A 23,992-nucleotide genomic window follows, 5' to 3' on the forward strand; every position below is an offset into this window, starting at 1 on the left:
GGTCAGCCGTCCACGCGGAAGGTCAGCGTCGTGGTGCCCAGCTGGATCATGTCCCCGGGGTTGAGCGCGACGGCGGAGACCCGCTGGCCGTTGACCATCGTGCCGTTGGTCGACCCGAGGTCGGTCAGCACGACCTGGCCGCCGTCGAAGTCCAGCCGGGCGTGTCGCCGCGAGATGCCGACGTCCGGCAGGCGCAGGTTGGCCTGGTCGCCGCGGCCGATCACGGTCGAGCCCATCTGGAGCGGGTAGGTGCGCCCGTCGCCGGAGACCAGCCGGACGTTGCGGGTGCCGCCGCCGTGTCCCGGCGGGGGCCCGTAGCCGCCGCCCTGGTCGTAGGCGGGGTAGGCGGGCGGGCCGGCGTCGTAGCCGGGCGCCGAGACCGGGGCGACCTCGCCGCCGGTGTAGACCTCGGCGGTGACCCGGAACATGCCGGTGTCCAGCCCCTCGCCGCGCTCGATCTCGACGATCACGTCGCCGTAAACCGTCCAGGCCTGCTCGCCGATGAACTCCGCCTGCGACTGGGCCAGCTCCTGGGCCAGCGCGGCGGCGTACGGCGCCAGCCGACTGTGGTCGTAGGGCGAGAGATCGATCACGTAGCGGTTGGGCACCAACGTGCGCCCACCGGCCAGGATCGCCTTGTGCGCCTCGGCCTCCCGCTGCATGGCGTTGAGGATCTCCACGGGGTGGACCACCCCTTTGAAGACCTTGGCAAAGGCCCCTTCGACCAGGCCTTCCAGACGCTTCTCGAAGCGTTGCAGCACGCTCACCGGCTCCTCCTCGGGTCCCGAGGACATGATGGTATCCGGCCGGGGCGCGCGCAGCTCACACGCCGCTCGGCCGGCTGGCGCCCGCCCGTTCGGACGGGCCGATGTTGTCGTGCTACTCTTTCGTCCGCCACGAACGGTAACCGCCTCCACGAACGGTAACCGGTCGCGGCCGAAGACCGGAGCCGGGTAACCTGGCCGAGCCCCGCTGGAGACAGCAGGACCGGCACAGACTACAGTGTTCGAGGTCGAGCCACGGGGAAGTGGCGGAATGGCAGACGCGCACGGTTCAGGTCCGTGTGCCCGAAAGGGCGTGGGGGTTCAACTCCCCCCTTCCCCACCAGATGACGACGAGGGCTCCGCAGCGATGCGGGGCCCTCGCGCCGTATCGGGGCGTGCCGTCCGTCACGCTATGCTCCGATGGTTTCTGCCTCCGATGGACCAGGAGTGGCGTGTGAGTGTCGCGTTCGTGACCGGATCGGGCGGGTTGATCGGCTCCGAGGCGGTCCGGCACTTCGCCGGCCTCGGTCTCGACGTCGTCGGCATCGACAACGACATGCGGCAGGAGTTCTTCGGCGAGGAGGCGTCCACCGCCTGGAACGTCCGGCGGCTCACCGACGAGCTGGGGAGCGCATACTCGCACCACAGCATCGACATCCGTGACCGGGACGCGCTGGCGAAGCTCTTCCGCCGGTACGGCACCGACGTCGCCGTGGTGGTGCACACCGCCGCGCAGCCCTCGCACGACTGGGCGGTGCGCGACCCGTTCACCGACTTCGACGTGAACGCCGGCGGCACGCTCAACGTGCTGCAGAACGTGCGCGAGCACTGCATCGAGGCGCCGGTCATCCACTGCTCCACCAACAAGGTCTACGGCGACCGGCCGAACTCCCTCCCACTGGTGGAGCTGGAGACCCGCTGGGAGATCGAGCCGGGGCACCCGTACGAGCAGGGCATCCGCGAGGACATGTCGATCGACGCCTGCCTGCACTCGGTCTTCGGCGCCTCCAAGGTGGCCGCCGACGTGATGGTGCAGGAGTACGGGCGCTACTTCGGCATGCGGACCGCCTGCTTCCGGGGTGGCACGCTGACCGGCCCGGCGCACTCCGCCACCGAACTGCACGGCTTCCTCGGCTACGTGATGCGGGCCAACATGGAGCGCCGGCATTACAAGATCTTCGGGTACCAGGGCAAGCAGGTGCGCGACGCGATCCACAGCTCGGACGTGGTCTCCGCGTTCGAGGCGTTCTTCCGCAACCCGCGCTCGGCGGCGGTCTACAACCTCGGCGGCGGCCGGCACTCCAACACCTCGATGCGGGAGGCGTTCCGGCTGGCGGAGGAGATCACCGGTCACGAGATGATCTCCGAGTACGTCGAGGCGAACCGGATCGGCGACCACAAGTGGTGGATCGGCTCCAACGAGGCGTTCCAGGCCGACTACCCGGAGTGGAAGCAGGTCTACGACGTACCCATGATCATGCGGGAGATCTACGAGGCCAACGTGGACAAGTGGGTGCCGGGAGCATGACGACCCGGAAGCGGAACGTGCTCGGCGTCCTGGTGGACGCCACCGACTACGCCGCCGCCACCGAGCAGGTGGTGGCCGCCGCGCAGGAGCGCCGGCCGCTGGCGCTGACCGCGCTCGCCGTGCACGGCGTGATGACCGGGGTGCTCGACCGGGCGCACAACGCCCGGCTGAACTCGTTCGACGTGGTCACCCCGGACGGGCAGCCGGTGCGCTGGGCGCTCAACCTGCTGCACGGCGCCGGCCTCACCGACCGGGTGTACGGCCCGACGCTGACCCTGCACGTGCTGGCCCGGTTCGCCGACGAGGGGCTGCCGGTCTACCTCTACGGCTCCACCGAGGAGACCCTCGCGCGGTTGATCCCGGCGCTGGAGCGGATGTTCCCGGCTCTCAAGATCGCCGGGGTGGAGCCGTCCAAGTTCCGCGCCGTGCAACCGGGCGAGGACGTCGAGATCGCCGACCGGATCAAGGCCAGCGGGGCCCGGCTCGTCCTGGTCGGGCTGGGCTGCCCGCGCCAGGAGGTCTTCGCGTACGCCATGCGGCCGCTGCTGGACATGCCGCTGATGGCGGTCGGGGCGGCCTTCGACTACCACGCCGGGCTGCTGCACAAGCCGCCGCCGTGGATGCAGCGGGCCGGCCTGGAGTGGCTCTGGCGGCTCGGCCTGGAGCCGAAGCGGCTCTGGCACCGCTACCTGGTGCTCAACCCCGCCTACGTGACCCGGCTGGTCGGCCAGAAGACCGGCCTGTGGAAGGCGAGCCCGCCGGCGCCGGCCACCGAGCGCCCGGCCGGCTTCGCGGTCTGATCGCCCGGCGTACGCGCGAGGCCCCTCCCGGGCTGGGAGGGGCCTCGCACGGCCGCTGATCAGAGGGTCAGCGTCCAGGTGTTGATGTAACCGGTGTCGCCGGAGTAGACGTCTCGCACCTGCAACCGCCAGGTGCCGTTCGCCGCCTCGCTCGACAGGTTCACGGTGTAGGTGGTGTTGATGTTGTCCGCGCCGTCCCAGAAGCTGCTGTTCTTCAGCCGGTAGGCCGAGCCGTCCGGGGCCACCAGGTCGACCACCAGGTCACCGCGGTAGGTGTGCACGATGTTCACCGCCACCGTCGAGCTCGCCGAGGCGTTGCGGGCGCAGCCGGAGATGGTGATCGAGCTGGACACCGTGGCGCCGGTGTCCGGGATCGCCACGTCGGTGCCGTTGCTGCCGGAGCAGCCGCCGCCACCGGAGCCGGTCACCGTCAGCGTGTACGTCGCGGTCCGGGTGCCCGAGGCCGCGCTGCCGGTGACGGTCACCGGGTAGGTGCCGGGCGGCGTGCTCGCCGAGGTGCTGATGGTCAGCGTCGACGAGCCACCGGAGGTCACCGTCGCCGGGCTGAACGACGCGGTCGCGCCGGCGGGCAGGCCGCTGGCGGAGAGGCTGACCGACTGGGCCGAGCCGTTGGTGGTGGCGGTGTTGACCGTGGTGGTCACCGAGCCGCCGGGCGCGGTCGACCCGGAGGTCGGCGAGACCGACACGGAGAAGTCGTTGGTCGGCGGGGTGCCCTCGTTCACCACGTAGAGCAGCCGGTTCGGGGTGCCGGTGCCCGGATTGGTCACCACGTTCGGGGTGGCGTTGTTGACCAGGCTGTCGCGCACCTGCGACGGGCTCCACGCCGGGTTCGCCGAGAGCACCAGCGCCGCGGCGCCGGCCACGTGCGGCGACGCCATCGAGGTGCCGCTGATCGTGTTCGTCGCGCTGTTGCCGGTGTACCAGGCCGACGTGATGTTGACGCCCGGCGCCAGGATGTCGACGCAGGTGCCGAAGTTGGAGAAGCTCGCCGCCGCGTCGTTGTTCTGGGTGGCGCCGACGGTGATCGCCGAGGCGACCCGGGCCGGGGAGTAGTTGCAGGCGTTCTGCCGGTTGCCGAAGATGTCGCCGTTGCCGGCGGCGACGGCGTACGTGATGCCGGAGTTGATGGAGTTGGTCACCGCCGTGTCGATCGAGCTGTTGGCGCCGCCGCCGAGGCTCATGTTCGCCACGGCCGGCTTGACCGCGTTCGCGGTGACCCAGTCGATGCCGGCCACGACCTGGGCGTTGGTGCCGGAGCCCTGGCAGTTCAACACCCGGACGCCGACGATCTGGACGCCCTTGGCCACCCCGTACGACGAGCCGCCGACGGTGCCCGCGACGTGCGTGCCGTGGCCGTTGCAGTCGTCGGCGGAGCCGCCGTCGACCGCGTCGAAGCCGGAGACCGCCCGGCCGCCGAAGTCGTTGTGCCCGTACAGCACGCCGGTGTCGATGACGTAGGCGCGCACGTTGGACGCCGTGTTCGGGTAGGTGTACGAGTTGTTCAGCGGCAGGTTGCGCTGGTCGATCCGGTCCAGACCCCAGGACGGGGGGTTGGTCTGGGTGCCGGAGATGGTCACGGTGTGGTTCTGCTCGACGTACGCCACGGCGGGGTCGGCCGCGATCCGCGCGGCGGCCTTCGCGCCGACCCGGACCTCGAAGCCGCGCAGCGCCGCGCCGTAGGTGCGCGCCACCGTGCCGCCGTGCCGGCCGACGAGCCGCTGGGCGTTGTCGCCCACCGCGCTCCGCCCGACGGCGCTGTCCTTGAACACGACGATGTAGCTGTCGGCGACGGCGGTGTCCCCGCCGGCACTGCGGATCACCCCGACCGGTTCGGCGGCCATCGCGGGCGTGGCGGCCGCCACCATCGCCAGCGCGGCCACCCCGACGAGTACGGACCTGTGTGGAAGAGCCATCTTCCTACCTCCCTCCTCCGACCGGCACCGGTCGTCCACCCGCTCGTGGCGGGTTGATCGATGGATGCCAATCGACCTGAGGGTAGATGGGCCCGGAGAGACAGATAAACATGTCGAATCGTCAATAACACCGGAGGGATGGCCCCCTACGGGAGGCGACTACGGGCCGAACGGGGGGCGGGCCCGGATTCGCCCGGACCGGAAACGGGCAAGGCTGTCAGACATGGAGAGCCATCTCGCCGTGCTGCTGCCGCTCGCCGCCATCTGGCTGGCCGCCGGGTACGTCGCGGACGGGCTGCCCCGGTTCGACCGGGCCCACGCCCTGCGCCGGCGCGCCGGCTGGTCGCTCGCCCTCACCCTCACCGGACTGGGCCTGACCGCGGCGGTGCTGGCCGTCGGGCTGTCCAGCGGCGGGGCCACGGTGGCGGACCGGGCCGCGGGCGATCTCGCCCTCGCCGCCGGACCGGCGGCCGTGGTCGCGCTCTGCGCCGTACGCCGGCTGCGCCGGTTGTGGGCCGGCGCGGGCGCCTTCGCCGCGGCGCCGGACACCCCCGCCCCACACCGCCTGCGGGCCGCCGCGGCGCATCCGATGATCGGGTTCCCGGTGCAGGTCACCGGGCTGACCACGGTGCCGGCGCTGCTGACGGCCGGCGGTGCGGACCTGCTCGTCGAACCCGGCGTGACCGGCCCCGCGATCACCGTGGGCGCGCTCTGCGTCGCCGTGCTCGGCGTCCGGCACGCGCTGCGGCACAGCCGGCTGGTCGAGCGGGCGATGCCGGCGGAACCGACGGCACCGGCGGGATGGGCGGTGCCGGTCGAGCGGATGGCGCTCGCCGAGCCGGCCGAGCCGGCGTCAGCGCGAGCGGCCAGTCCCCTGCACGTATAGCAGTTCCAGGATCGCCCGGGTCGCCTCGAACCAGCGGTCCAGCCAACCGGGCGGGGGCACGCTGCCCTTCGGCGGCAGCTCCATCAGCAGGCCGCGCAGCAGCGGGTGGTCGACCAGCGACTCGGTCGGCTCCATCGACCAGCCGCCGGGCGGGAACGAGGGCTCGGTGAGCGGATTCGGGTCCAGCGACGGCAGCGAGAGCGGCGGTCCGGCCTGCTCGGGTGGGGCGGCGGCGGTGTCCCGGCCACCGGGCTCGGTGTCGGTCGACACCACCTCGGTCAGCACGGTGTCCCGGCGCGCCCCCCGGTACTTGCCGCCGAACCGTTCCGGCTTGCCCGGACCGTTGGTGAGGTTCTCTGAACCGATCGTCGTCATCCGTCTCGCCTGCCTAGCTCGGTTGTCGCTCCGCGGCGGGTTGTCGACCAGCGCCGTACCGAGGGGTACAACGAGACGGGACCGATGTGGCGACGGGATTCCCGGAGACGGGGTCGCGTCCGGGCGGCGGTCGTCGCCGCGCCCGGCGGACACGGGCACGGTCGTGTCCCCGTCCGGCGACCGGACGGGGACACGCCGCCACGTCACAGGGTCGTCAGTCCCGGCCGAACCCGCCGCCCTTGGCGCCAGCGACGAAGGCGTGCCAGTCGCCCGGGGCGAAGACCAGGGCCGGACCTGTCTTGTCCTTCGAGTCCCGGACCCCGACCGCCCCGGTCACGTACGCCACCTCCACGCAGTTGTCACAGTTCGGCCCGCTCTTCGAGCTCTTGAACCACGTTGCCTGCGTCAGGTCCACGGGGAACCTCTTGGTCGCCATTTCCACAACGGCTCCTCTGCCAGTTTCGCGATGTGTGCGATGGACTCCTCCGGACGAATGGCCGCCGCGCGGATGTGATCGAAGATGAAGCTGTACTTCTGCAGTTCGTCACTCTTCTCGAGGAAGAGCCCACCCGTGGCGTTCTCCGCGTACACGACATCCGGATCACCGGGCTCGGGGAAGCTGAGGATCGTGAAGGTGCCGTCCATGCCGGCGTGCGCCCCCACCTCGAAGGGCAGGATCTGCAGCGTCACGTTCGGCAACTCGGCCACCTCGACCAACCGCTTGAGCTGGCCGCGCATCACCGCGTCCCCGCCCACCGGCCGGCTCACCACCGCCTCATCGAGCACCACCCACAGATCGACCGGATCATCCTGTGTCAGCAACGACTGGCGGCCCAGCCGGACACGGACACGTTGTGCGACCTGTTCGGCGGTGAAGTCCGGCCGAGCGGCACGGATCATGGCGCTCGCGTACTCCTCGGTCTCCAACAGGCCCGGGACCACCTGTTGCTCGTACGCCCGGATCGAACTGGCCGCCGCCTCCAGCCCGACGTACGCCCCGACCAGCACCGTGCTGTACGGGTGCCACCAGCCCTTCTGCCGCGCCTCCCGGGCGATCTGCACCAGCTCGTCGCTCTCCGCGCCCACCACGCCGTAGATCCGGAGCATGTCCCGCACGTCGCGCGGGGTCGCGGTGGTGTGCCCGGTCTCGATCCGGGAGACCTTCGACGCCGAACACTCCAACTGCTCGGCGACCGCCTCGATGGTGATCCCGGCCGCCTCCCGCTGCCGGCGCAGCTCCGCGCCGAGCCGGCGCCGGCGGATGGTCGGGCTACGCCGCTCGCTCACGGGACCACCTCGGTTCGCGACTGCGGGGCTCGCAAAACCGGCCCACTCCTCGCGCTCACGGTCGCACCTCGGCTGCCGCTCCGGACCGCTGGCTGGCCCTCACCGGTACACCTCCGCCTGAACGCGCCGCTGTCGCCGCCCGCCGGGGCGCGACCGTCGGGCGGGCGAGGCGTTCGCGGCTGGGGGTGTTGCCGGTCCTCGGCCGGCCGCGACGGGCGAAACCGGCCCTCAGTGTGCCGTCCGGACGCCGACGGCTTCAAGCGCCGTTTCGCGCGAGCCGCTCGCGTATCGGCAAAAGTCGACGTGCAACTTGCATGTCGCACGTCACTGATGCACTCTGTCCGTATGGCACGGGTCACTCACCGTCAAGATCGCTCTTCCGGAGCGGTGACCCCACCGGCGCCCGGCGATCGAACGGCGACCGTGCCCGACCTCCGACAACAAGATCTGCCCCGGGGAGATGACCCCGCCGCTGCACGCCAGCAGGCTGCGGCGGTGGGAGCGGTACCCGGGAGCAACCGGGTGTTGGTCGGGTGGCGGCACGCCACCAGCGGGCACGGCCCGACCACCACCACCCGCACCCGCCGGTCCACGAGGCACGACCCCGTCGCCGGGCCGCAAACCCTCCCCCGACAGCTTCCGCCGGCTCGTCCGCCGGCCGACCCTCCCCAGGAGCCCATGTGCTTCCCCGCTCCGGTGACGTACTGCACGTGACTCGCGCGGCGAGTGTCCAGTTCCTCAGGCCCATCATGTTCCGGGTGATCCGGGTGCTCGACTGGCCGACCTACGACGGTTGGCTCTGGCTCGACGGCTACGAGTTGAACGCGGCGGGGGACGCGGTCAACCGGCGGTCGATCTACGTCCAGCGGGAGGGGCTGCGCCAGCTCCGGGCCGCCCCGGAGGCCCGCCCGCACACCGTGCGGACGGCCCGCCGCCCGGTCGTGCGCACCCCGGTCCGGGTGGGCTGACCTCCGCGATCGGCCGCCGGGGGGCGTGCCGTCGCCATAGAATTGGTACGCCCACCCCGGCATGTTTCCACCCCGCGCGTCCAGGACCCTGAACCTGGGATGGCCATGGTCTATCAGTCCGCCGCGCGGCGGCCCCACCGCTCCCGTATCGCCTATGCCTTCGGAATCCTGGCGCTGTTCGGCGCCGCGACCACACTCGTGGTCGTGGTCCGCGACCCCGCTCTGTCGTCCACCCGGCTGAACGACCCGGTCCCGGCGCCGGAGATCACCGTGATCGGCGAGGACCCGTCGGCCGACCCGTACGCCGGGTCCGAGCCGTTCGCGTTCGACGAGCCCGAGCCCGACCCCTCCACGCTCGACCCCGGTGTGCCGATCGGCGCGCCGTCGCCGGACGCGGACCCGGCGGCCGCGGCTGCCGGCGGGCACACGGCGGAGGACGTCCGCCGCTCGCTGTTCTGGTCGGGGGTCCTCGGCCTGGCCATCTCGCTCGCCGGCCTGGGGCTGGTGGGGACGAGACGCCGGATGTGGTGACCGGACGACCGGTCCACCGCCACGACGGCGGGCCCGGGCGGGTCAGTCGGTCGTGGTCGGCTCGCCGGTCGGTTCGCTCGGGCTCGCGGTCGGCGTCGGCCCGCCCCGCGACACGAACAGGGTGACCTCCTCGCCCTCCGGCACCGGTTCACCCGCCTCCGGGTCGGTGTCGATCACCGTGCCGGCGGGCCGGTCCGACGCCCGGTACACGACCCGGTGGTCCAACCCGAGCCGGTCCAGGAGCGCCTCCGCCGCCTCCTGCGGCAGGTTGACCAGTGGCGGCACCGGCACCTCGACCGGCTCACTGGTCGGCGATGCGGAGGGCGACCGGGTGGTGGGGGCGGCCGTGGTCGGCGCGGACGTGGTGGGCGAGGCGCGGGTCGGCGAGACCGGCAGCGTCGGGTCGGGATCCGTCCCGTCGTCCGCGGCCTGGAGGGCCAGCCACAGCCCGGTGCCCAGCACGGCGAGCAGCAGCAGCACGAGCACCCCCCAGAGGATGGGCAGCCACCAGCGGCGTCCACCCTCGTCGGGGTACCACTCGGCACCGCTCGACTCCCGGTAGTCGGCCGGCCGTGGCGGCGGCACCTCGGCCCGCCCGGACCAGGCCGCCGGCCCGGGTCGCTCGGCCGGCGGCAGTGGCGCGGTGCGGTCCGGCGCGGTGGGCTCGCCGGGAACCGGCGGCTGCGCGGCCGTCCGGTCCTCCGGGCGGGGCAGCCGCTGCGTCCGGTCGACGGGTTCCGGCCCGCCGGCCCGGTCCTCGGACGGCGGCAGCGGCCGGGCCCGGTCGTCCTGTTCCCCGGCGGGCGGCTCCTGGCGGTCGTCGCTCATGCCGGCACTCCGCTTCGCTGCGTGCCGACATGAGACACCACCGCACCGTGCCGATGATTCGCTCGCTGACGCTCGCTCATGGCGCGTCCTTTCCCGAACCGGGGCGGGCGTCATGGCCCTCGACCGTCAACCTAGCGGCCCGCGCCGCCATCGGCCGGGATCAGCGTGCCGACCCGCCCGTCACGGAGTCGGTGACGAGGGGAGCGAACTCGGGGTCGCCACGCCGCACCAGATCGCCACCGGGTCGTTCCAATTGGCGGTGCTGTCGCCGGCCGGCTCCTGGCGGGTGACCACACCCCGGCGACCACTCCGGTACCGCGGGTAGAACCCGTCGTCGACCAGTTCGTCGGCCGCGTCGTCGCACTCCTCGCCGACCACCTCGGGCACGGTGCTGGCCGGCGCCGGACCGGTGACGTAGAGGTGCACCGTCGTGCCCGGCCGCACCTCCGCTCCCACCGCCGGCGAGGTGCGGGCGACGGTGCGCCCGGTGCCGGTGCCGAAGACGAGCCGCCAACCAAGCCGCCGCTCCCGCAGTTCGTCGCGAGCCTCGGCGAAGTCGGTGCCGATCAGCGGCGGCACGGTGAGGCCGGTGGGCCGGGTCAACGTCGTCCGGGGTGCGGTCGGGGCGGACGCGGAGCGGGTCGGGCCGGTGCTCGGGGTCGGCGCGCCGCTGGTGGCCGAGGCGACGGGCCGGCCCGTGGGCCCGGCGTCCTCCCCGGCCAGCAGCCAGCCGCCGGTCGCGCCGATCGCGGCGAGCAGCGCGAGAGCCAGTCCGCCGCCGAGCACCAGCGTCAGCCGGTCCGGCCCGGCGTCGCCGCGCGCCTCGTCCGTCCGCACGCCCGTGTTCCCGTCCGTCATACCGCCCACCGCCTCGTTCCCGGGCGACCGTACCCGCCGCCGCCAAACCCGTTCCGCGCGGTCGCCGGGGCGGGCCGCGGTCGCCGCTGGTCACCGGGCGGCCACCCGGCGGTACGGTTCCGCGGGCGGAGATCCCCGGCGCGCCGTCAGCACTCGCCGCGCCGACCCCGGGACGCTACGCTGCCCGGCATGGCCAGACGGGGCTGGGGAGGATCGATCGCCACCGCGATCGGCGTCGCTGCCGGCGCGGGTGCCGCCCAACTGGGTTTCGGCTACGGGCTGGGCATCATCAACTGGGCACCGGCCGACCCCGGCACCGGGCCGGCGGCCTGGGTCGCCAGCCTGGTCTGGGCCACCTGGATCGCCGCCACCTCGACCGTCTTCGGCGCGGTCTGCGCCCAGCGGCTGCGGGACCGGGGCACGGCGAGCCGCCCGGCCGGTGACCTGCCGCCCGACGGCACGGCCACCGACACCGAGGCCCTACCGACCAATGTGGACGCAACGGCCGACGTCCGGCCCGACGCGGACGGCGGAGCGGAGCAGGCCGGCACGCTCCGCCAGCTCGCCCTGGCCGTCGCCGCCGGAGTGGGCGCCCTGATCACCGTGCTGCTGGTCGCCGTACCGGCCCGGGTGGCGGTGGTGGCGGACACCCCGGCGCCCCGGGAGGTCGCCGCCGGTTACGCCGCGGTCGGGGTGCTGGTCGGCGTACTTGCCGCTGGCTGGGCACTGCACTCCCGGGCCGCCGCCCGGAACGTCATCGCCACCGTCGCCTGGCTCTGGCTGCTCGCGGTGGTCGCCGTGGTCGACGGTGTGCTCGCCGGCCGTGGCCTGACCAGCGCGCAACTCGGCATCTGGCAGCTCAGCGTCGACGACGGCCGGTACTGGATCCGGGACTACTTCTACTGGCCCGGGGCGGTGCTCTCGCTGGGGTCCGCGCTGGTGATCGGCGCGCTGGCGGCCCGGGGCGCCGCCCGCCATCCCGACCACCGGGTCGGGGCGGTGGCCGCCGGCGCGGCCGGACCGCTGCTGGTCGCGGTCGCGTACTTCCTGGCGGTGCCGCGGCTGACCGCGATCAGCCCGGAGCAGGTGTCGGCGCACCTGATCGCCCCGTACGCGGTGATCGTCGGCGTCGGTGGCTCGGCCCTGGTGGCCACGCTCGCCCAGCGCGCCGCGCGCCGCTCGGCCGCCCGCCACCCGGCGACAACCGGTCCCACCGTCTCCGGTGCGGTCGAACCGGCCGCGCCGGTCGAGTCCGCACCCGCCGGGCCCGGCCCGACGCGGGTGCCCCGGCAGCGGACCGGCAAGGCGGCCCGCCCGTCGACCCCCGCCCGGGCGAGCGCCCCCGTTGCCACCGGCGGTACGGCCGGCACGCCGACCGGCGACCGGGAGGTGGCTGCGGGTCCGGGAGACGACGCGCCGGCCCCGGGACGTGAGCTCGGGGAGGGCTCCGGTGCCGCCGATGCGACGCAGAGCGACACGCCGGCCGGGCCGCGCGCCCGGTCGACCCGGCGCGCCCGCTGACCACGTTCGTCAGTCCACCGGCCAGGTGTGCACCGGCTCGTTGCTGCGCTGCAGTTCGGCGTAGCGCTGCACCATGTGGTGCAGCGCGGCGCGCCGGTCCATCCCCCGGTGCCGCTCGGCCGCCCAGACCGCCTCGGTCTGCCAGACCGCGCCGTTGCGGCCGGTACGGCAGCGCTGCTCGATGATGCCGAGCAGCCGGTCCCGTTCCGCCGGGGCCACCCCGAACCGGTCCAGCCCGGCCTCGGCGCGGGGCAGCAGCACGTCGAGGACCAGCTTGGTCACCGGCACCTCGCCCAGCCGCGGCCAGTGCAGCACGGCGTCCATCCCGCGCCGCGCGGCGGCGTGGAAGTTCTCCTCCGCCGAGCTGAAGGTGAGCTGGCTCCAGATCGGCCGGTCGGCCTCGGCCAGCCCGCGGGCCAGCCCGAAGTAGAAGGCCGCGTTGGCCAGCATGTCCACCACGGTCGGTCCGGCCGGCAGCACCCGGTTCTCCACCCGCAGGTGCGGGCGGCCGTCCATGATGTCGTAGACCGGCCGGTTCCAGCGGTAGACGGTGCCGTTGTGCAGCCGCAGCTCACCCAGCTCCGGCACGCCGCCGGCGTGCAGCACCTCCACCGGGTCCTCGTCCTCGCAGATGGGCAGCAGCGGCGGGAAGTAGCGGACGTTCTCCTCGAAGAGGTCGAAGATCGAGGTGATCCACCGTTCGCCGAACCAGACCCGCGGGCGTACGCCCTGCGCCTTCAGCTCGTCCGGGCGGGTGTCGGTGGCCTGCTGGAACAGGGCGATCCGGGTCTCCGCCCAGAGCTGCCGGCCGTAGAGGTAGGGCGAGTTGGCGCCGACGGCGACCTGCGCCGCGGCGATCGCCTGGGACGCGTTCCAGTAGTCGGCGAAGCTGTCCGGCGCGACCTGGAGGTGGAACTGGAGGCTGGTGCAGGCGGCCTCGGGGGCGATCGAGTCGGTGTGCGTCTGCAGCCGCTCGACGCCCCGGATGTCGAGTTCGATGTCCTCCCCGCGCGCGCCGACGATCTGGTCGTTGAGCACCCGGTAGCGCTCGTTCGTGGAGAGGTTGTCCGCGACCAGGTGCCGCTCGGTGAGGGTGGGCAGGATACCGACCAGGACGATCTTGGCGTCCGACTTGGCCGCCCGCTCGTCGGCGCGGGACAGGCTGCCGCGCAACTCGTGCTCGTAGTCGGCGAACCCGGCGCCCTCGATGAGCCGGGGCAGGGCGTTGAGTTCCAGGTTGAACTGCCCCAGCTCGGTCTGGAAGAGCGGGTCGGCGATGTCGGCGAGGATCTCCTCGTTGCGCATCGCCGGCTCGGCCGCCGAGTCGACCAGGTTGAGCTCGATCTCCAGCCCGGTCATCGGGCGGTCGGCGTCGAACCCGAAGTCGTCGAGCATCAGCGCGAACACGTCCAGGCAGCGCCGGACCTTCTGCCGGTAGCGAACCCGGTCCTCTCGGGAGAAGGCGCCCTGCGCGACGTCCCTGCCCATGTCGTCCTCCCGGCGCGAGGCGCACTCGGGACCGTACCGTCCCGGAAACGCATTGTGAACCATCCACGTTAAGAGCGTTGATCGCAGCGGGCCAGAGGCCGGACCCACGGCCCGCGGGCCGGGACGACCGCGACCGGTCCGCACGCGCTCCCGGCGGCATCTCTACCCAGCTGGTGGGGCCGGCCACCGTATCGAGGGCGGAACGAGCCGTGACAAATCGCACCTCCGGCGGTCGCCCCGCGCAGCGGGCGGGCCCGGCCGCACGGGCTCGGCGGCCGGGCGGGGACGGCGTCGGGCCCGTGCCGGCGGTGCGGCACGGGCCCGACGTACGTCAGATCCTCGGATCAGGCCTGGCGGACGGCCTCGCCCTCGATCTCGATCTTGATCTTCTTGCCGACCAGCACGCCGCCGGTCTCCAGGGCGACGTTCCAGGTCAGGCCGAACTCCTCGCGGTCGATTTCGGTGCTCGCCGAGAAGCCGAAGATGTCCTGGCCGAACGGGCTGCGCCCGACGCCCTCGAACTCGACCTCCAGCTCGACCGGCCGGGTGACGTCCTTGATGGTGAGCTCGCCGAGGAGGACGAACTCGTTGCCGTCGCGGGACTTCACGCCGGTGCTCCGGAACTCGAGGGTGGGGTACTTCTCCACCTCGAGGAACTCCGCGCTGCGCAGGTGGGCGTCCCGGTCGGCCTGCTTGGTGTCGATGCTGGCCGCCTGGATGGTGGCGGTGACCGAGGACTGCATCGGGTCCTCGGCGACGGTGATGGTGGCGGCGGCGTCGGCGAACTCACCGCGTACCTTGCTCACCATCATGTGCCGGGCGACGAACCCGACGCGCTTGTGTGCCACGTCCAGCACGTAGGTGCCGGCGGTCGGGATGGTGAGGCCCTCCCAGTCGCGGGTAACCGCTTCGACGCTGCTGGTCATGAAAACTGCCCTCCGAGAGAAATCGTTTAGTAGCCCAACGACTGCCTGAGCAACTATAGCGGTAACAATATTCCCCGTGTCAAGGACTGTTAGGATGTAAGGGTGAACCAGAACGTGTTGGACGACCCCCGGATCACCGCCATCGGCCTGCTCTTCGAGGCGCACGCCGGGCTGTCGGCCCGGTTCGCCGCCCAGTTCGAGGAGCACGGCCTGTCGTCGGTCGAGTTCGAGGTGCTGACCCGGCTCGCCCGCTCACCCGGCAACCAGTTGCGGATGACCGACCTGGCCGCGCAGACCTCCCTCTCCACCAGCGGGGTGACCCGGGTGGTGGACCGGATGGAGCGCGACGGCCTGCTGACCCGGCGCGCCTGCCCCTCCGACCGGCGCAGCTCGTACGCGGTCGTCACGGCCGCCGGCCTGCAACGACTCGACGAGACGCTCCCCGGCCACCTGCGCATCATCGAGCAGTGGTTCACCGGCCAGCTCGAACCGGAGGCACTGCACGCCCTGCTCGACGGCCTGCGCCGGGTGCGGGACGCCGTCCACCCCGGCGCCACCGCGGGCAGCAACGAGGCACCCGCCGAGTCCGCGGCCGGCGCGACGGGTTGCTGAGCCGCCGGCCGGCGCGACGGGCAATCCACCCGCCCCCGCCCGGCCGGAATGCCTCCGGCTCGGCGATCGGGGCACCTCGCCGGCACCACCGGTCCCGCCGCGCCCCGGCGCGCCCACACGCCGCACCCGACTCGATCTCCACCGGCAGAAAAACCGGCAGAACTGCCGCCGGCAGCGGGCGATAGTCGATCAAACCGGACGAACGCCCTTCCGCGCCGTGGCTAGTCTTCCTCGCACGGGGACCCACCGGGGGGTGACGGCGCGGGCGAAGAGCGAGGGGTAGCAACAGGGGGCTTCCTCGCCCGCGCCACCCCGGGCCCACGTTGCCGCGGTAGCCGAGCCACCGCGTCGTCCCCGAGGCCCGGCCCGGTCGCCCCGCTGAGCGACTCGGCCAGCGCGTAGAGCAGCCCCTCCTCCTGCGGCAGCAGCCGGATGCCGCTCTCCCGGCAGACCCGGTCGAGCCGGTCGAGCACGGTGTGGTCGGCCGTGCTGGCGGCCAGTCCGACCAGCGCCTCCACCACGTCACGCCGGTCCTGGCCGTCCACGCCGGCCTCCGCCGCAGCGGCGAACCACTCCGCGGCCAACTCCCGGTCGCCCCGGTGCAGGGCCAGATTGCCCTCGATCAACGCGCAGATGCCGTCCTCCGGCCGTAGGCCCGACCCGCCGCCGGCCGCCGGAGCGGAGCGCAGCTCGGTGAGCACCTCGGCCGCCTCCGCCGACCGGCCGTCCTGGGCGAGCGCCAGGCCCACCGTGCCGAGCACCCGGCGCCGGTGTCCCGGGTCACCCACGTCGGTCAGCGCCGTCACCACCCGGCGGCCCTGGTCGACCGCGTCCGCGTACCGGCCGGCGAGGCGGGCCACCTCGGCCAGGTTGGCCCGCGCGAGCACGCGCAGCCGCCGCTCCCGGCCTGCGCGGCGAGCCGGTCGACGGCAGCCAGCCGACGCCGGGCCGCGGGCAGGTCGCCCACCCGGATCTCGTGCCAGGCGAGGTTGTTCTGGGCCACCGCCATGTCCCGGGTCCGCCCGTTCCGGGCGGCCAACTCCAGCACCGCCTCGGTCTGCTCGCGGCCCTCGTCGTGCCCGCCGGTGGCGATCAGCAGCGCGCAGAGCACGGTCCGCGCCTCCAGCTCGCCGGTCACGTCGCCGGCCTCGCGGAACGCGGACAGCGCGGCCCGGGCCGCCGGCAGCTCATCGGCGCCCCCGCCGTGCTCGGCCGCGAGCCGGGCCACGCCGAGCAGTCCCCACGCCCGCAGCACCGGGTCGGCGTCGGCGGTACGCGGATCGGCGAGCAGCCGGCACAGCCACTGCCGGCCGGCGACGTCCCGTCCCCGGAACCGCCACCAGCGGGTCAGTCCGGCGGCCAGGCGCAGCGCCGTCATCGGGTCGTCGACGGCGGCGTGCGCCAGCGCCGAGCTGATGTCGCCACTCACCTCGTCCAGGCGGCGCGCGGCGGCGGGCAGGTTCGCCCCGACCAGGTCGGGGGCGGTCCGCGTCACCAACCGGGCGACCACCTGGGCGTGCCGGCGCCGGATCGCGGTCAGTTCACCGGCGCCGGCAGCCTGCTCGACGGCGAAGTCACGGACCGCGTCGAGCAGCCGGAACCGGAACGGGCCGGTGCCGCGTACGCTCAGCAGCCCGATCTCGACCAGCCGGTCCAGCAGCGGCACCGGGTCGACGGCGACCGTGCCGTCCCGGTCGGCGTCGTCGGCGAGCATGTCCTCCGCCAGCTCGACCGACCACCGGTTGCCGAACGCGGCGAGCCGGCGCAGCGCCGCCCGCTCGTCGGCGGCGAGCAGCCGGTAGCTGGTCGCCACCGCGTCCCGCAGGGTTTCCGCCACCGCCGCCCGGGTGCCCTCCGGCCGCACCGGTTCCGCCTCCCAACCCGGTCGGCCCGGCACGGTGGCCAGGTCGAGGACCCGGTCGCCGTAGCGGTCGAGCAGCTCGTTGAGGTCGAGGATCCGGCCGCGGGCCGCCATCAGCTCGATGGCCAGCGGCAGCCCGCCCAGCCGCCGGACCAGCACGGCCAGCGCCGGCAGCTCGATCGGGCCGGGCGGCTCCCGGCGGACCTGGGCGAGCCGGGCGGTGAAGAGCGCCACCGCCGGGTAGGCGGCGAGCGCGGCCGGACCGGCCCGCTCACTCCCCGGCGGCGGTACGTCGAGCGGCGCCACCGGCCGCACCCGCTCGCCCACGACGCCCACCGGGTGCCGGCCGGTGACCAGCACCCGCAGCGACGGCACCGTGGCGGCCAGCCGGTGCAGCGTCTCGGCCACCGAGTCCGGGGCCCGCTCGACCGCGTCCATGAGCAGCAGCGCCGGCCGGCCGTCGAGCTGGGCGGCGAGTTCCGGCATCCGGGCGACGCCGAAGACCGCCACCGAGGCGGCGAGCACGTCGGCGGCGTCGGAGCCCTCGCCGATCAGCACCCCGGCGACGCCACCGGGGTGGCTGCCGGCGGCCCCGTGGGCGGCCGCCAGGGCCAGCGCGGTCTTGCCGACGCCGGCCAGCCCGACCAGGCTGACCAGCCGGGGGCCGCGCTCGTCGGTGAGCAGGTCGACCAGCTCGGCCAGGTCGCGGTCGCGCCCGATCAGCGCGGCCGGTGGCGGGAGGGCGTTGCTGCCGGCGTCGGTGTCACCGGGCTCGGCGCCGGCGGTGGACCCGGCGACGCCGGGCGGCACCGCTTTCCGGGCGGCGGCGAGGAACGCCGAGCGGGCCGGCCCGGCCAGCGCCAGCGCACCGGCGAGCAGCTCGACGGTGGTGCGCTGCGGGCGCGCCGAACGACCCCGCTCCAGGTCCCGGACCGTGCGCACGCCGACACCGGCCCGGGCCGCCAGCTCGGCCTGGGTGAGGCCGGCGGCGAGCCGGTGCCCGCGCAGCAGCTCCGCCAGTGCCGTCCGGCCGGAGCTCCGCGAACGATCATGGTCCGCTGTCATCGGCTGGAAGCGTACGGACCGGGTGCGACCTCCGGCAGCGGAGCGTCGGCCTGCCGACGGCGGCGCGCGGAATATCCGACAACCCGCGGGTCAGAGACCGAGATCGCGGGAGATGACCATGCGCTGCACCTCGGAGGTGCCCTCGCCGATCTCCAGGATCTTGGAGTCCCGCCAGAACCGGGCCACCGGGTACTCGTTCATGAAGCCGTACCCGCCGTGGATCTGGGTGGCCTCCCGCGCGTTGTCGACGGCGACCGTGCTGGCGTGCAGCTTGGCGATGGCCGCCTGCCGCTTGAACGGCTCGCCGGCGAGCATCCGGGCGGCGGCGTCGTAGTACGCCAGCCGGGCGGTGTGCGCCTTCATCTCCATGTCGGCGATCTTGAACTGGATCGCCTGGTAGTTGCCGATCGGCTGGCCGAAGGCGTGCCGCTCCTTCGCGTACTTGATCGACTCGTCGACGCAGCCTTGGGCGAGGCCGACGGCGAGCGCGGCGATGGCGATCCGGCCCTCGTCGAGGATGCGCAGGAACTGGGCGAAGCCCCGACCGCGCTCGCCGAGCAGGTTGGCGGCCGGCACCCGGCAGTCGTCGAAGGTCAGCTCGTGGGTGTCCGAGGCGGTCCAGCCGACCTTGGAGTAGCCCGAGGCGACGGTGAAGCCCGGCGTCCCGGTGGGGACGATGATGGTGGAGAGTTCCTTGCTGCCGTCCGGCCGGGTGCCGGTGACCGCGGTGACCGTGACCAGGGCGGTGATGTCGGTGCCCGAGTTGGTGATGAACGCCTTGGAGCCGTTGATCACCCACTCGTCGCCGTCGAGCACGGCCCGGGTCTGGGTACCGCCCGCGTCCGAGCCGAAGCCCGGCTCGGTCAGCCCGAAGCCCGCGAGGGCCTCGCCGCTGAGCAGCTTCGGCAGCCACTGCGCCCGCTGCTCCGGGGTGCCGAACCGGTAGATCGGCATGGCGCCGAGCGAGACCGCCGCCTCCAGCGTGATGGCCACGCTGGAGTCCACCCGGGCCAGCTCCTCCAGCGCCAGGCAGAGGGCGAAGTAGTCGCCGCCCATGCCGCCGTGCTCCTCGGGGAAGGGGAGCCCGAAGAGCCCCATCTTGCCCATCTGCCGGATCACCTCGTACGGGAAGGTGTGCTTCTCGTAGTGCTCGGCGATGACCGGGGCGACCACCTCGCGGGCGAAGTCCCGCACGCTTTCCCGCAGCGCCTCTTGTTCCGAGCTGAGCCGGAAGTCCATGGTTCCTCCTGTGGGCGGAAGGGCCGCCGGGCGCTCGTGACGCCGGACGCGGCTGTGGTCAGACCGGGGTGACGCCGTGCCGGCGCCGGGAGAAGTGCCGTTCCTTGTGCCGCGCGGCGGCGAACCGGCGGACCAGCTCCGTACGCAGCTCGTGCGGCTCGACGATCGCGTCGACCACCAGCTCGCTGGCGAGCCGGACGATGTCGATGTCCCGCTCGTACTCCTCGCGCTTCGCGGTGACGAAGGCGGCCCGCTCGGCCTCGTCCTCGATCGCCGCGATCTTGTTGGCGTAGACCGCGTTGACCGCCGCCTCGGCGCCCATCACCGCGATCTTGGCGGTGGGCAGCGCGATGGTCGCGTCCGGCTCGAAGCCCGGACCGGCCATCGCGTAGAGGCCGGCGCCGTACGCCTTGCGGACCACCACGCAGATCTTCGGCACGGTGGCCTCGGAGATCGCGGTGATCATCTTGGCGCCGTGCCGGATGATGCCCTGCTTCTCCACCGCGCTGCCGACCATGAAGCCGGGCACGTCGGAGAGGAAGAGCAGCGGCACGTTGAACGCGTCGCAGAGCTGCACGAACCGGGTCGCCTTGTCGGCCGAGTCGACGAAGAGCACGCCGCCCTTGAACATCGAGTTGTTGCCGACCACGCCGACGACCTCGCCGTTCAGCCGGCCGAAGCCGATGGTCAGCTCCTTGGCCCAGAGCGCCTGGATCTCGAAGAAGGAGCCGTCGTCGAGCAGGCCCTTGACGTACCGCCGCATGTCGAACGCCTGCCGCTCGCTGGCCGGCACCAGCGCGGCCAGGTCGGCCTTCTCCGGCGCGGGCACGGCCTCGGCGGCCGGCGGCGCCTGAGTCCAGTTCGCCGGCAGGTACGACAGGTAGCGCCGCACCACGTCGAGCGCGTCGGCCTCGGTCTTGCAGAGGAAGTGCCCGACCCCCGACTCGGCGCAGTGCACCTTGGCCCCGCCCATCGCCTCCAGCGTGGTCTTCTCACCGGTGACCATCTCGACCATCCGGTCGGAGCCGAGGTACATGCTGGCGTTGCCGTCCACCATGGCCACCACGTCGCAGAACGCCGGGATGTACGCCCCGCCGGCCGCGCTCGGCCCGAACAGCGCGCAGACCTGCGGGATCGACCCGGAGGCGCGGACCTGGTTCCAGAAGATCTTGCCGGCGCCCCGCCGGCCGGGGAAGAGTTCGACCTGGTCGGTGATCCGGGCGCCGGCCGAGTCGACCAGGTAGACCATCGGCACGGCGGTCGAGTAGGCCCGCTCGATGATCCGGATGATCTTCTCGACGGTCCGCGCGCCCCAGCTGCCGGCCTTGACCGTGGAGTCGTTGGCCATCAGGCAGACCGGCCGGCCGTCGATGGTGGCGGTGCCGGTGACCACGCCGTCGGCGGGCAGGCCCTCGGCCATCGCGTTGGCGTAGAGGCCGTCCTCGACGAAGCTGCCCTCGTCGACCAGGAGCGCCACCCGCTCGCGGGCGAAGAGCTTGCCCTTGGCGGCGTTCGCCGCGTGGTACTTGTCCGCACCGCCGGCCCGGGCCCGCTTGCGCAGCTGCTCCAGTGCCTCACCGTCGAGCGTCACGCCGACTCCCTCGCCGCCTGAGCCGGCCACCTCGTGAGCGGACCGACTGACCTGAACGATCGTTAGGCTAGCGCATCCGCGCAGCACTCGGCGACCCATGGTCTCGGTTCCCGCCCCCACGGGCGGGCCGTCGGCGGCCACACTCGGGAGGCGTGACGGCTCCGCCCGCCACCCGGCGTCCCGGGTCAGGTCGGCAGCGGCGTCAGCCGGGTACGGGGGCCGGCGCGCAGGACGCCGGAGGGCAGCTTCTTGCCGACCAGTTCCTCGGCCAGCTCGGCCACCTCGACCAGGGCGTCCAGGTCGATGCCGGTGTCGATGCCCATGTCGTGCAGCATGTGCACCGCCTCCTCGGTGGCCAGGTTGCCGCTCGCCCCCGGCGCGTACGGGCAGCCGCCGAGGCCGCCGACGCTGGCGTCGAACTCGGTCACCCCCAACTCAAGCGCGGTGAGCATGTTGGCCAGCGCGGTGCCCCGGGTGTTGTGGAAGTGCAGCAGCACGGGGATGTGCGCGTTGCGGTCGCGTACCGCGGTCAGCAGGTCGCGGACCCGGCGGGGCGTACCCATGCCGGTGGTGTCGCCGAAGGCCACCCGGTCCGCGCCGTCGCGGACCACCCGGTCCACGATGGCGGCCACCCGGGCCGGGTCGGTGTCCCCCTCGTACGGGCAGCCGAAGCTGGTCGCGATGATCACCTCGGCCTGCGCACCGGCGCCGTGCAGCAGGTCGATCAGCTCGGCGATGTCGTCCAGCGACTCCTCGGTGGACCGGTTGACGTTGCGCCGGTTGTGCGTGTCGCTGGCCGAGACGACCACCTCGATCTCGGTGAACCCGGCCGCGAGCGCCCGCTGCGCGCCCCGGGTGTTCGGCACCAGCGCCGAGTAGCGCACCCCGTCCGCCTTCGCCGCCCGCTGCCACACCTCGTCGGCGTCGGCCATCTGCGGGATCGCCTTCGGGTGCACGAACGACACCGCCTCGATCCGCTTGACGCCGGTGCCGGAGAGGGCGTCGAGCAGGCGCACCTTGGCGTCGGTCGGAATCGGGTCCTCGTTCTGCAGCCCGTCGCGGGGCCCGACCTCGCGGATCGACACGGAGTTCGGCAGGCTCGTCATAAGGGGTCACCTCACTGTGACGCGGTGCTGGGTGCTTGGTACCCCCAGCCTCCCACCCCCACCACCCAACCCGCACCCACCCGCCCCAGCCGGGTCGATCATGAAGTTCTTGCTGCGACACGCCGATGTGGCGGGCGACAAACTTCATGATCACCGAGGCCCGGCGGGGGCGGGGGCCGGGGATGGGTCAGCGCATGCGGGAGACGATGGCGGTGTCGTAGTCGCCGGAGAGGAACTCCTCGTTCTCCAGCAGCTCGGCGAAGAAGGGGAGGTTGCACTTCGGGCCGGTGAGCTCGAAGGACGCGACCGCCGCCCGCGCCCGCTCGATCGCCTCGGCGCGGGTGGCGCCGCTGACGATCAGCTTGGCCATCAGGCTGTCGTAGAACGGGGTCACCGTGTTGCCGGCGACGTAGCCCGAGTCGACGCGGACGCCCTCGCCGGTCGGCTCGGTCCACGCGGTGATCGCACCCGGCCCGGGCAGGAAGCGCTTCGGGTCCTCCGCGTTGATCCGCAGCTCGATGGCGTGCCCGCGCGGGGCGAGCGCGTCCGGGTCGAAGGTCGGGGCTAGCCCGGCGGCGACCCGCAGCTGCTCCTCGACCAGGTCGACGCCGTAGACCAGCTCGGTGACCGGGTGCTCGACCTGGAGCCGGGTGTTCATCTCCAGGAAGAAGAATTCTTCGGAGCCGGGGCCAGCGTCCTCGAAGTCCCGTTGACGCGGGACCAACAGGCACTCCACCGTGCCCGCGTTGCGGTAGTTCACCGCCTCGCCGGCGCGGACCGCGGCGGCCAGGAAGCGCTCGCGCAGCTCCGGGGAGACCGCCGGGGACGGCGACTCCTCGACCAGCTTCTGGTTGCGCCGCTGCACCGAGCACTCCCGCTCGCCGAGTGCCACCACCCGGCCGTCGGCCAGGCCGAGGATCTGCACCTCGACGTGGCGCACCCGGGGGAAGTACCGCTCGATCAGCACCGAGCCGTCGCCGAACATCCGCTCGGCGAAGGAGCGCACCTTGTCGTACTCGGTGCGCAGCGCCGCCTCGTCGGCGGCCACGCCCATGCCCATGCCGCCACCGCCGGCCGCCGCCTTGACCATCACCGGGTAGCCGATCTCCGCGGCGGCGCTGACCGCCGCGGCCATGTCGGCCGCCGGCTCGGTGGTGCCGGGCGCCACCGGCACGCCGGCCGCCGCCATCAGGTTGCGGGCGTTGATCTTGTCGCCCATCGCGGTGATCGCGTCCGCGCCGGGCCCGACCCAGATCAACCCGCTCGCCTCGACGGTACGGGCGAAGTCGGCGTTCTCGGACAGGAAGCCGTAGCCGGGGTGGATGGCCTGCGCACCAGTCGACTTGGCGGCGGCGAGGATCGCCTCGACGTTGCGGTAGCTCTGGGCCGGGTTGGCCGGGCCCACGCAGACCGCCTCGTCGGCCTCGGTCACGAACGGCAGGCCGGCGTCGGCCTCCGAGTGCACCGCGATCGCGCGGATGCCGAGCCGCCGGGCGGTACGGATGATCCGGCGGGCGATCTCGCCCCGGTTGGCGACCAGCAGCGACTCGATCATGTTTCCTCCCAGCGTCCAGGGGTCAGGACGGATCACAGGGAACCATGCCACTCCAGTTACTCACGAGTCGCCCACCCCACCGACTCCGCCCTTCCCCACCCGCCAACGTGTTGACCATGGAGTTCGCATCAGGAATCGCGCGTCCTCGGACGCGAGCTTCCTGATCAACGCGGAGGAAGGAGGGTGGGAGCGGGGTCAGACACCCCAGGAGCTGAGGTGTCAAGCAGCAGTGGGTAGGGCGGTGCGGTGTGACCAGGCGGTGGCCTGGT

General features: G+C 73.2%; 20 protein-coding genes, 1 tRNA gene and 1 pseudogene. 8 read left to right on the forward strand and 14 right to left on the reverse strand.

Going from position 1 to position 23,992, the window contains the following annotated elements:
• Positions 1–2 precede the first annotated feature (2 nt).
• Positions 3–794 carry an FhaA domain-containing protein gene (locus tag ACVCAH_RS05995; RefSeq protein ID WP_447135015.1) on the reverse strand — a complete coding sequence of 264 codons (792 nt, stop codon included), beginning with the start codon at positions 792–794 and terminating at the stop codon, positions 3–5.
• Between the two features lie 227 nt (positions 795–1,021).
• Between ACVCAH_RS05995 and ACVCAH_RS06000 the strand changes: the two genes are divergently transcribed.
• The 3 genes from ACVCAH_RS06000 (at position 1,022) to ACVCAH_RS06010 (ending at position 3,092) form a co-directional block, all read left to right on the forward strand.
• A tRNA-Leu gene (locus ACVCAH_RS06000) sits at positions 1,022–1,107 on the forward strand.
• Positions 1,108–1,176: 69 nt separating this feature from the next.
• The gene (locus ACVCAH_RS06005; protein ID WP_447135016.1) at positions 1,177–2,292 is read left to right on the forward strand and encodes an NAD-dependent epimerase/dehydratase family protein; all 1,116 of its coding nucleotides are present in this window, start codon (positions 1,177–1,179) and stop codon (positions 2,290–2,292) included.
• The gene (locus tag ACVCAH_RS06010) at positions 2,289–3,092 is read left to right on the forward strand and encodes a WecB/TagA/CpsF family glycosyltransferase (protein ID WP_447135017.1); all 804 of its coding nucleotides are present in this window, start codon (positions 2,289–2,291) and stop codon (positions 3,090–3,092) included. The genes ACVCAH_RS06005 and ACVCAH_RS06010 overlap by 4 nt, the downstream gene beginning before the upstream one ends.
• Positions 3,093–3,151: 59 nt before the next feature.
• Here ACVCAH_RS06010 and ACVCAH_RS06015 read toward each other — a convergent pair whose 3' ends face one another.
• Positions 3,152–5,026 carry a S8 family peptidase gene (locus ACVCAH_RS06015; protein ID WP_447135018.1) on the reverse strand — a complete coding sequence of 625 codons (1,875 nt, stop codon included), beginning with the start codon at positions 5,024–5,026 and terminating at the stop codon, positions 3,152–3,154.
• 223 nt (positions 5,027–5,249) lie between these two features.
• Here ACVCAH_RS06015 and ACVCAH_RS06020 point away from each other — a divergent pair, with 223 nt between their 5' ends.
• Positions 5,250–5,912 carry a hypothetical protein gene (locus ACVCAH_RS06020; protein WP_447135019.1) on the forward strand — a complete coding sequence of 221 codons (663 nt, stop codon included), beginning with the start codon at positions 5,250–5,252 and terminating at the stop codon, positions 5,910–5,912.
• Here ACVCAH_RS06020 and ACVCAH_RS06025 read toward each other — a convergent pair.
• The 3 genes from ACVCAH_RS06025 to ACVCAH_RS06035 all read right to left on the reverse strand — a co-directional run bounded on the left by ACVCAH_RS06025 (position 5,880) and on the right by ACVCAH_RS06035 (position 7,574).
• Positions 5,880–6,287 (reverse strand): hypothetical protein, encoded by a 408-nt coding sequence (locus tag ACVCAH_RS06025; protein WP_447135020.1) that lies wholly within the window; start codon positions 6,285–6,287, stop codon positions 5,880–5,882. The genes ACVCAH_RS06020 and ACVCAH_RS06025 overlap by 33 nt on opposite strands.
• 214 nt (positions 6,288–6,501) lie before the next feature.
• Positions 6,502–6,723 carry a DUF397 domain-containing protein gene (locus tag ACVCAH_RS06030; protein WP_447135021.1) on the reverse strand — a complete coding sequence of 74 codons (222 nt, stop codon included), beginning with the start codon at positions 6,721–6,723 and terminating at the stop codon, positions 6,502–6,504.
• Complete coding sequence (locus ACVCAH_RS06035) at positions 6,693–7,574, reverse strand: helix-turn-helix domain-containing protein (protein ID WP_447135022.1); 882 nt, start codon at positions 7,572–7,574, stop codon at positions 6,693–6,695. The genes ACVCAH_RS06030 and ACVCAH_RS06035 overlap by 31 nt, the downstream gene beginning before the upstream one ends.
• A gap of 680 nt (positions 7,575–8,254) precedes the next feature.
• Here ACVCAH_RS06035 and ACVCAH_RS06040 point away from each other — a divergent pair.
• Both ACVCAH_RS06040 and ACVCAH_RS06045 read left to right on the forward strand, forming a co-directional pair.
• Positions 8,255–8,542, forward strand: a complete 288-nt coding sequence (locus tag ACVCAH_RS06040) for a hypothetical protein (protein ID WP_447135023.1) — start codon at positions 8,255–8,257, stop codon at positions 8,540–8,542.
• 99 nt (positions 8,543–8,641) lie between these two features.
• Positions 8,642–9,073, forward strand: a complete 432-nt coding sequence (locus ACVCAH_RS06045; protein WP_447135024.1) for a hypothetical protein — start codon at positions 8,642–8,644, stop codon at positions 9,071–9,073.
• 42 nt (positions 9,074–9,115) lie between these two features.
• Here ACVCAH_RS06045 and ACVCAH_RS06050 read toward each other — a convergent pair whose 3' ends face one another.
• Positions 9,116–9,901: a PASTA domain-containing protein gene (locus ACVCAH_RS06050; RefSeq protein WP_447135025.1), complete on the reverse strand. Its 786-nt coding sequence runs from the start codon at positions 9,899–9,901 to the stop codon at positions 9,116–9,118.
• A 180-nt stretch (positions 9,902–10,081) separates the two neighbouring features.
• Complete coding sequence (locus tag ACVCAH_RS06055; RefSeq protein ID WP_447135026.1) at positions 10,082–10,759, reverse strand: PASTA domain-containing protein; 678 nt, start codon at positions 10,757–10,759, stop codon at positions 10,082–10,084.
• A 189-nt stretch (positions 10,760–10,948) separates the two neighbouring features.
• On the opposite strand from ACVCAH_RS06055, the gene ACVCAH_RS06060 reads away from it, so the two are divergent.
• Positions 10,949–12,280, forward strand: a complete 1,332-nt coding sequence (locus tag ACVCAH_RS06060) for a hypothetical protein (protein ID WP_447135027.1) — start codon at positions 10,949–10,951, stop codon at positions 12,278–12,280.
• 9 nt (positions 12,281–12,289) lie between these two features.
• On the opposite strand, the gene ACVCAH_RS06065 is transcribed toward ACVCAH_RS06060, so the two are convergent.
• Together ACVCAH_RS06065 and ACVCAH_RS06070 are read right to left on the reverse strand one after the other, a co-directional pair.
• Positions 12,290–13,768: a glutamate--cysteine ligase gene (locus ACVCAH_RS06065; RefSeq protein ID WP_447135028.1), complete on the reverse strand. Its 1,479-nt coding sequence runs from the start codon at positions 13,766–13,768 to the stop codon at positions 12,290–12,292.
• A 344-nt stretch (positions 13,769–14,112) separates the two neighbouring features.
• Positions 14,113–14,694, reverse strand: coding sequence for a YceI family protein (locus ACVCAH_RS06070; RefSeq protein WP_447135029.1), 582 nt, complete (start codon positions 14,692–14,694; stop codon positions 14,113–14,115).
• A gap of 102 nt (positions 14,695–14,796) precedes the next feature.
• Here ACVCAH_RS06070 and ACVCAH_RS06075 point away from each other — a divergent pair, with 102 nt between their 5' ends.
• Complete coding sequence (locus ACVCAH_RS06075; RefSeq protein WP_447135030.1) at positions 14,797–15,306, forward strand: MarR family winged helix-turn-helix transcriptional regulator; 510 nt, start codon at positions 14,797–14,799, stop codon at positions 15,304–15,306.
• 392 nt (positions 15,307–15,698) lie between these two features.
• Here ACVCAH_RS06075 and ACVCAH_RS06080 read toward each other — a convergent pair.
• The 5 genes and pseudogenes from ACVCAH_RS06080 to ACVCAH_RS06100 all read right to left on the reverse strand — a co-directional run.
• Positions 15,699–18,232, reverse strand: a pseudogene (locus ACVCAH_RS06080) (ATP-binding protein); the annotation flags it as partial.
• Between the two features lie 90 nt (positions 18,233–18,322).
• Positions 18,323–19,471, reverse strand: coding sequence for an acyl-CoA dehydrogenase family protein (locus ACVCAH_RS06085; RefSeq protein ID WP_447135031.1), 1,149 nt, complete (start codon positions 19,469–19,471; stop codon positions 18,323–18,325).
• A 58-nt stretch (positions 19,472–19,529) separates the two neighbouring features.
• Positions 19,530–21,062, reverse strand: coding sequence for an acyl-CoA carboxylase subunit beta (locus ACVCAH_RS06090; protein WP_447135032.1), 1,533 nt, complete (start codon positions 21,060–21,062; stop codon positions 19,530–19,532).
• Positions 21,063–21,247: 185 nt separating this feature from the next.
• On the reverse strand, positions 21,248–22,168 hold the full coding sequence (locus tag ACVCAH_RS06095) for a hydroxymethylglutaryl-CoA lyase (RefSeq protein WP_447135033.1): 921 nt from the start codon (positions 22,166–22,168) through the stop codon (positions 21,248–21,250).
• A 187-nt stretch (positions 22,169–22,355) separates the two neighbouring features.
• Positions 22,356–23,723 carry an acetyl-CoA carboxylase biotin carboxylase subunit gene (locus tag ACVCAH_RS06100; protein WP_447135034.1) on the reverse strand — a complete coding sequence of 456 codons (1,368 nt, stop codon included), beginning with the start codon at positions 23,721–23,723 and terminating at the stop codon, positions 22,356–22,358.
• Positions 23,724–23,992 lie beyond the last annotated feature (269 nt).

Source organism: Micromonospora sp. LZ34 (assembly GCF_052981855.1).

Coding starts and splice junctions, on each gene's coding strand:
- ACVCAH_RS06010 (WP_447135017.1), top strand. CDS start 2,289: ATGACGACCCGGAAGCGGAACGTGCTCGGCGTCCTGGTGGACGCCACC.
- ACVCAH_RS06050 (WP_447135025.1), bottom strand. CDS start 9,901: ATGAGCGACGACCGCCAGGAGCCGCCCGCCGGGGAACAGGACGACCGG.
- ACVCAH_RS06045 (WP_447135024.1), top strand. CDS start 8,642: ATGGCCATGGTCTATCAGTCCGCCGCGCGGCGGCCCCACCGCTCCCGT.
- ACVCAH_RS06025 (WP_447135020.1), bottom strand. CDS start 6,287: ATGACGACGATCGGTTCAGAGAACCTCACCAACGGTCCGGGCAAGCCG.
- ACVCAH_RS06005 (WP_447135016.1), top strand. CDS start 1,177: ATGCTCCGATGGTTTCTGCCTCCGATGGACCAGGAGTGGCGTGTGAGT.
- ACVCAH_RS06055 (WP_447135026.1), bottom strand. CDS start 10,759: ATGACGGACGGGAACACGGGCGTGCGGACGGACGAGGCGCGCGGCGAC.
- ACVCAH_RS06060 (WP_447135027.1), top strand. CDS start 10,949: ATGGCCAGACGGGGCTGGGGAGGATCGATCGCCACCGCGATCGGCGTC.
- ACVCAH_RS06095 (WP_447135033.1), bottom strand. CDS start 22,168: ATGACGAGCCTGCCGAACTCCGTGTCGATCCGCGAGGTCGGGCCCCGC.
- ACVCAH_RS06065 (WP_447135028.1), bottom strand. CDS start 13,768: ATGGGCAGGGACGTCGCGCAGGGCGCCTTCTCCCGAGAGGACCGGGTT.
- ACVCAH_RS06070 (WP_447135029.1), bottom strand. CDS start 14,694: ATGACCAGCAGCGTCGAAGCGGTTACCCGCGACTGGGAGGGCCTCACC.
- ACVCAH_RS06030 (WP_447135021.1), bottom strand. CDS start 6,723: ATGGCGACCAAGAGGTTCCCCGTGGACCTGACGCAGGCAACGTGGTTC.
- ACVCAH_RS06020 (WP_447135019.1), top strand. CDS start 5,250: ATGGAGAGCCATCTCGCCGTGCTGCTGCCGCTCGCCGCCATCTGGCTG.
- ACVCAH_RS05995 (WP_447135015.1), bottom strand. CDS start 794: ATGTCCTCGGGACCCGAGGAGGAGCCGGTGAGCGTGCTGCAACGCTTC.
- ACVCAH_RS06015 (WP_447135018.1), bottom strand. CDS start 5,026: ATGGCTCTTCCACACAGGTCCGTACTCGTCGGGGTGGCCGCGCTGGCG.
- ACVCAH_RS06100 (WP_447135034.1), bottom strand. CDS start 23,723: ATGATCGAGTCGCTGCTGGTCGCCAACCGGGGCGAGATCGCCCGCCGG.
- ACVCAH_RS06085 (WP_447135031.1), bottom strand. CDS start 19,471: ATGGACTTCCGGCTCAGCTCGGAACAAGAGGCGCTGCGGGAAAGCGTG.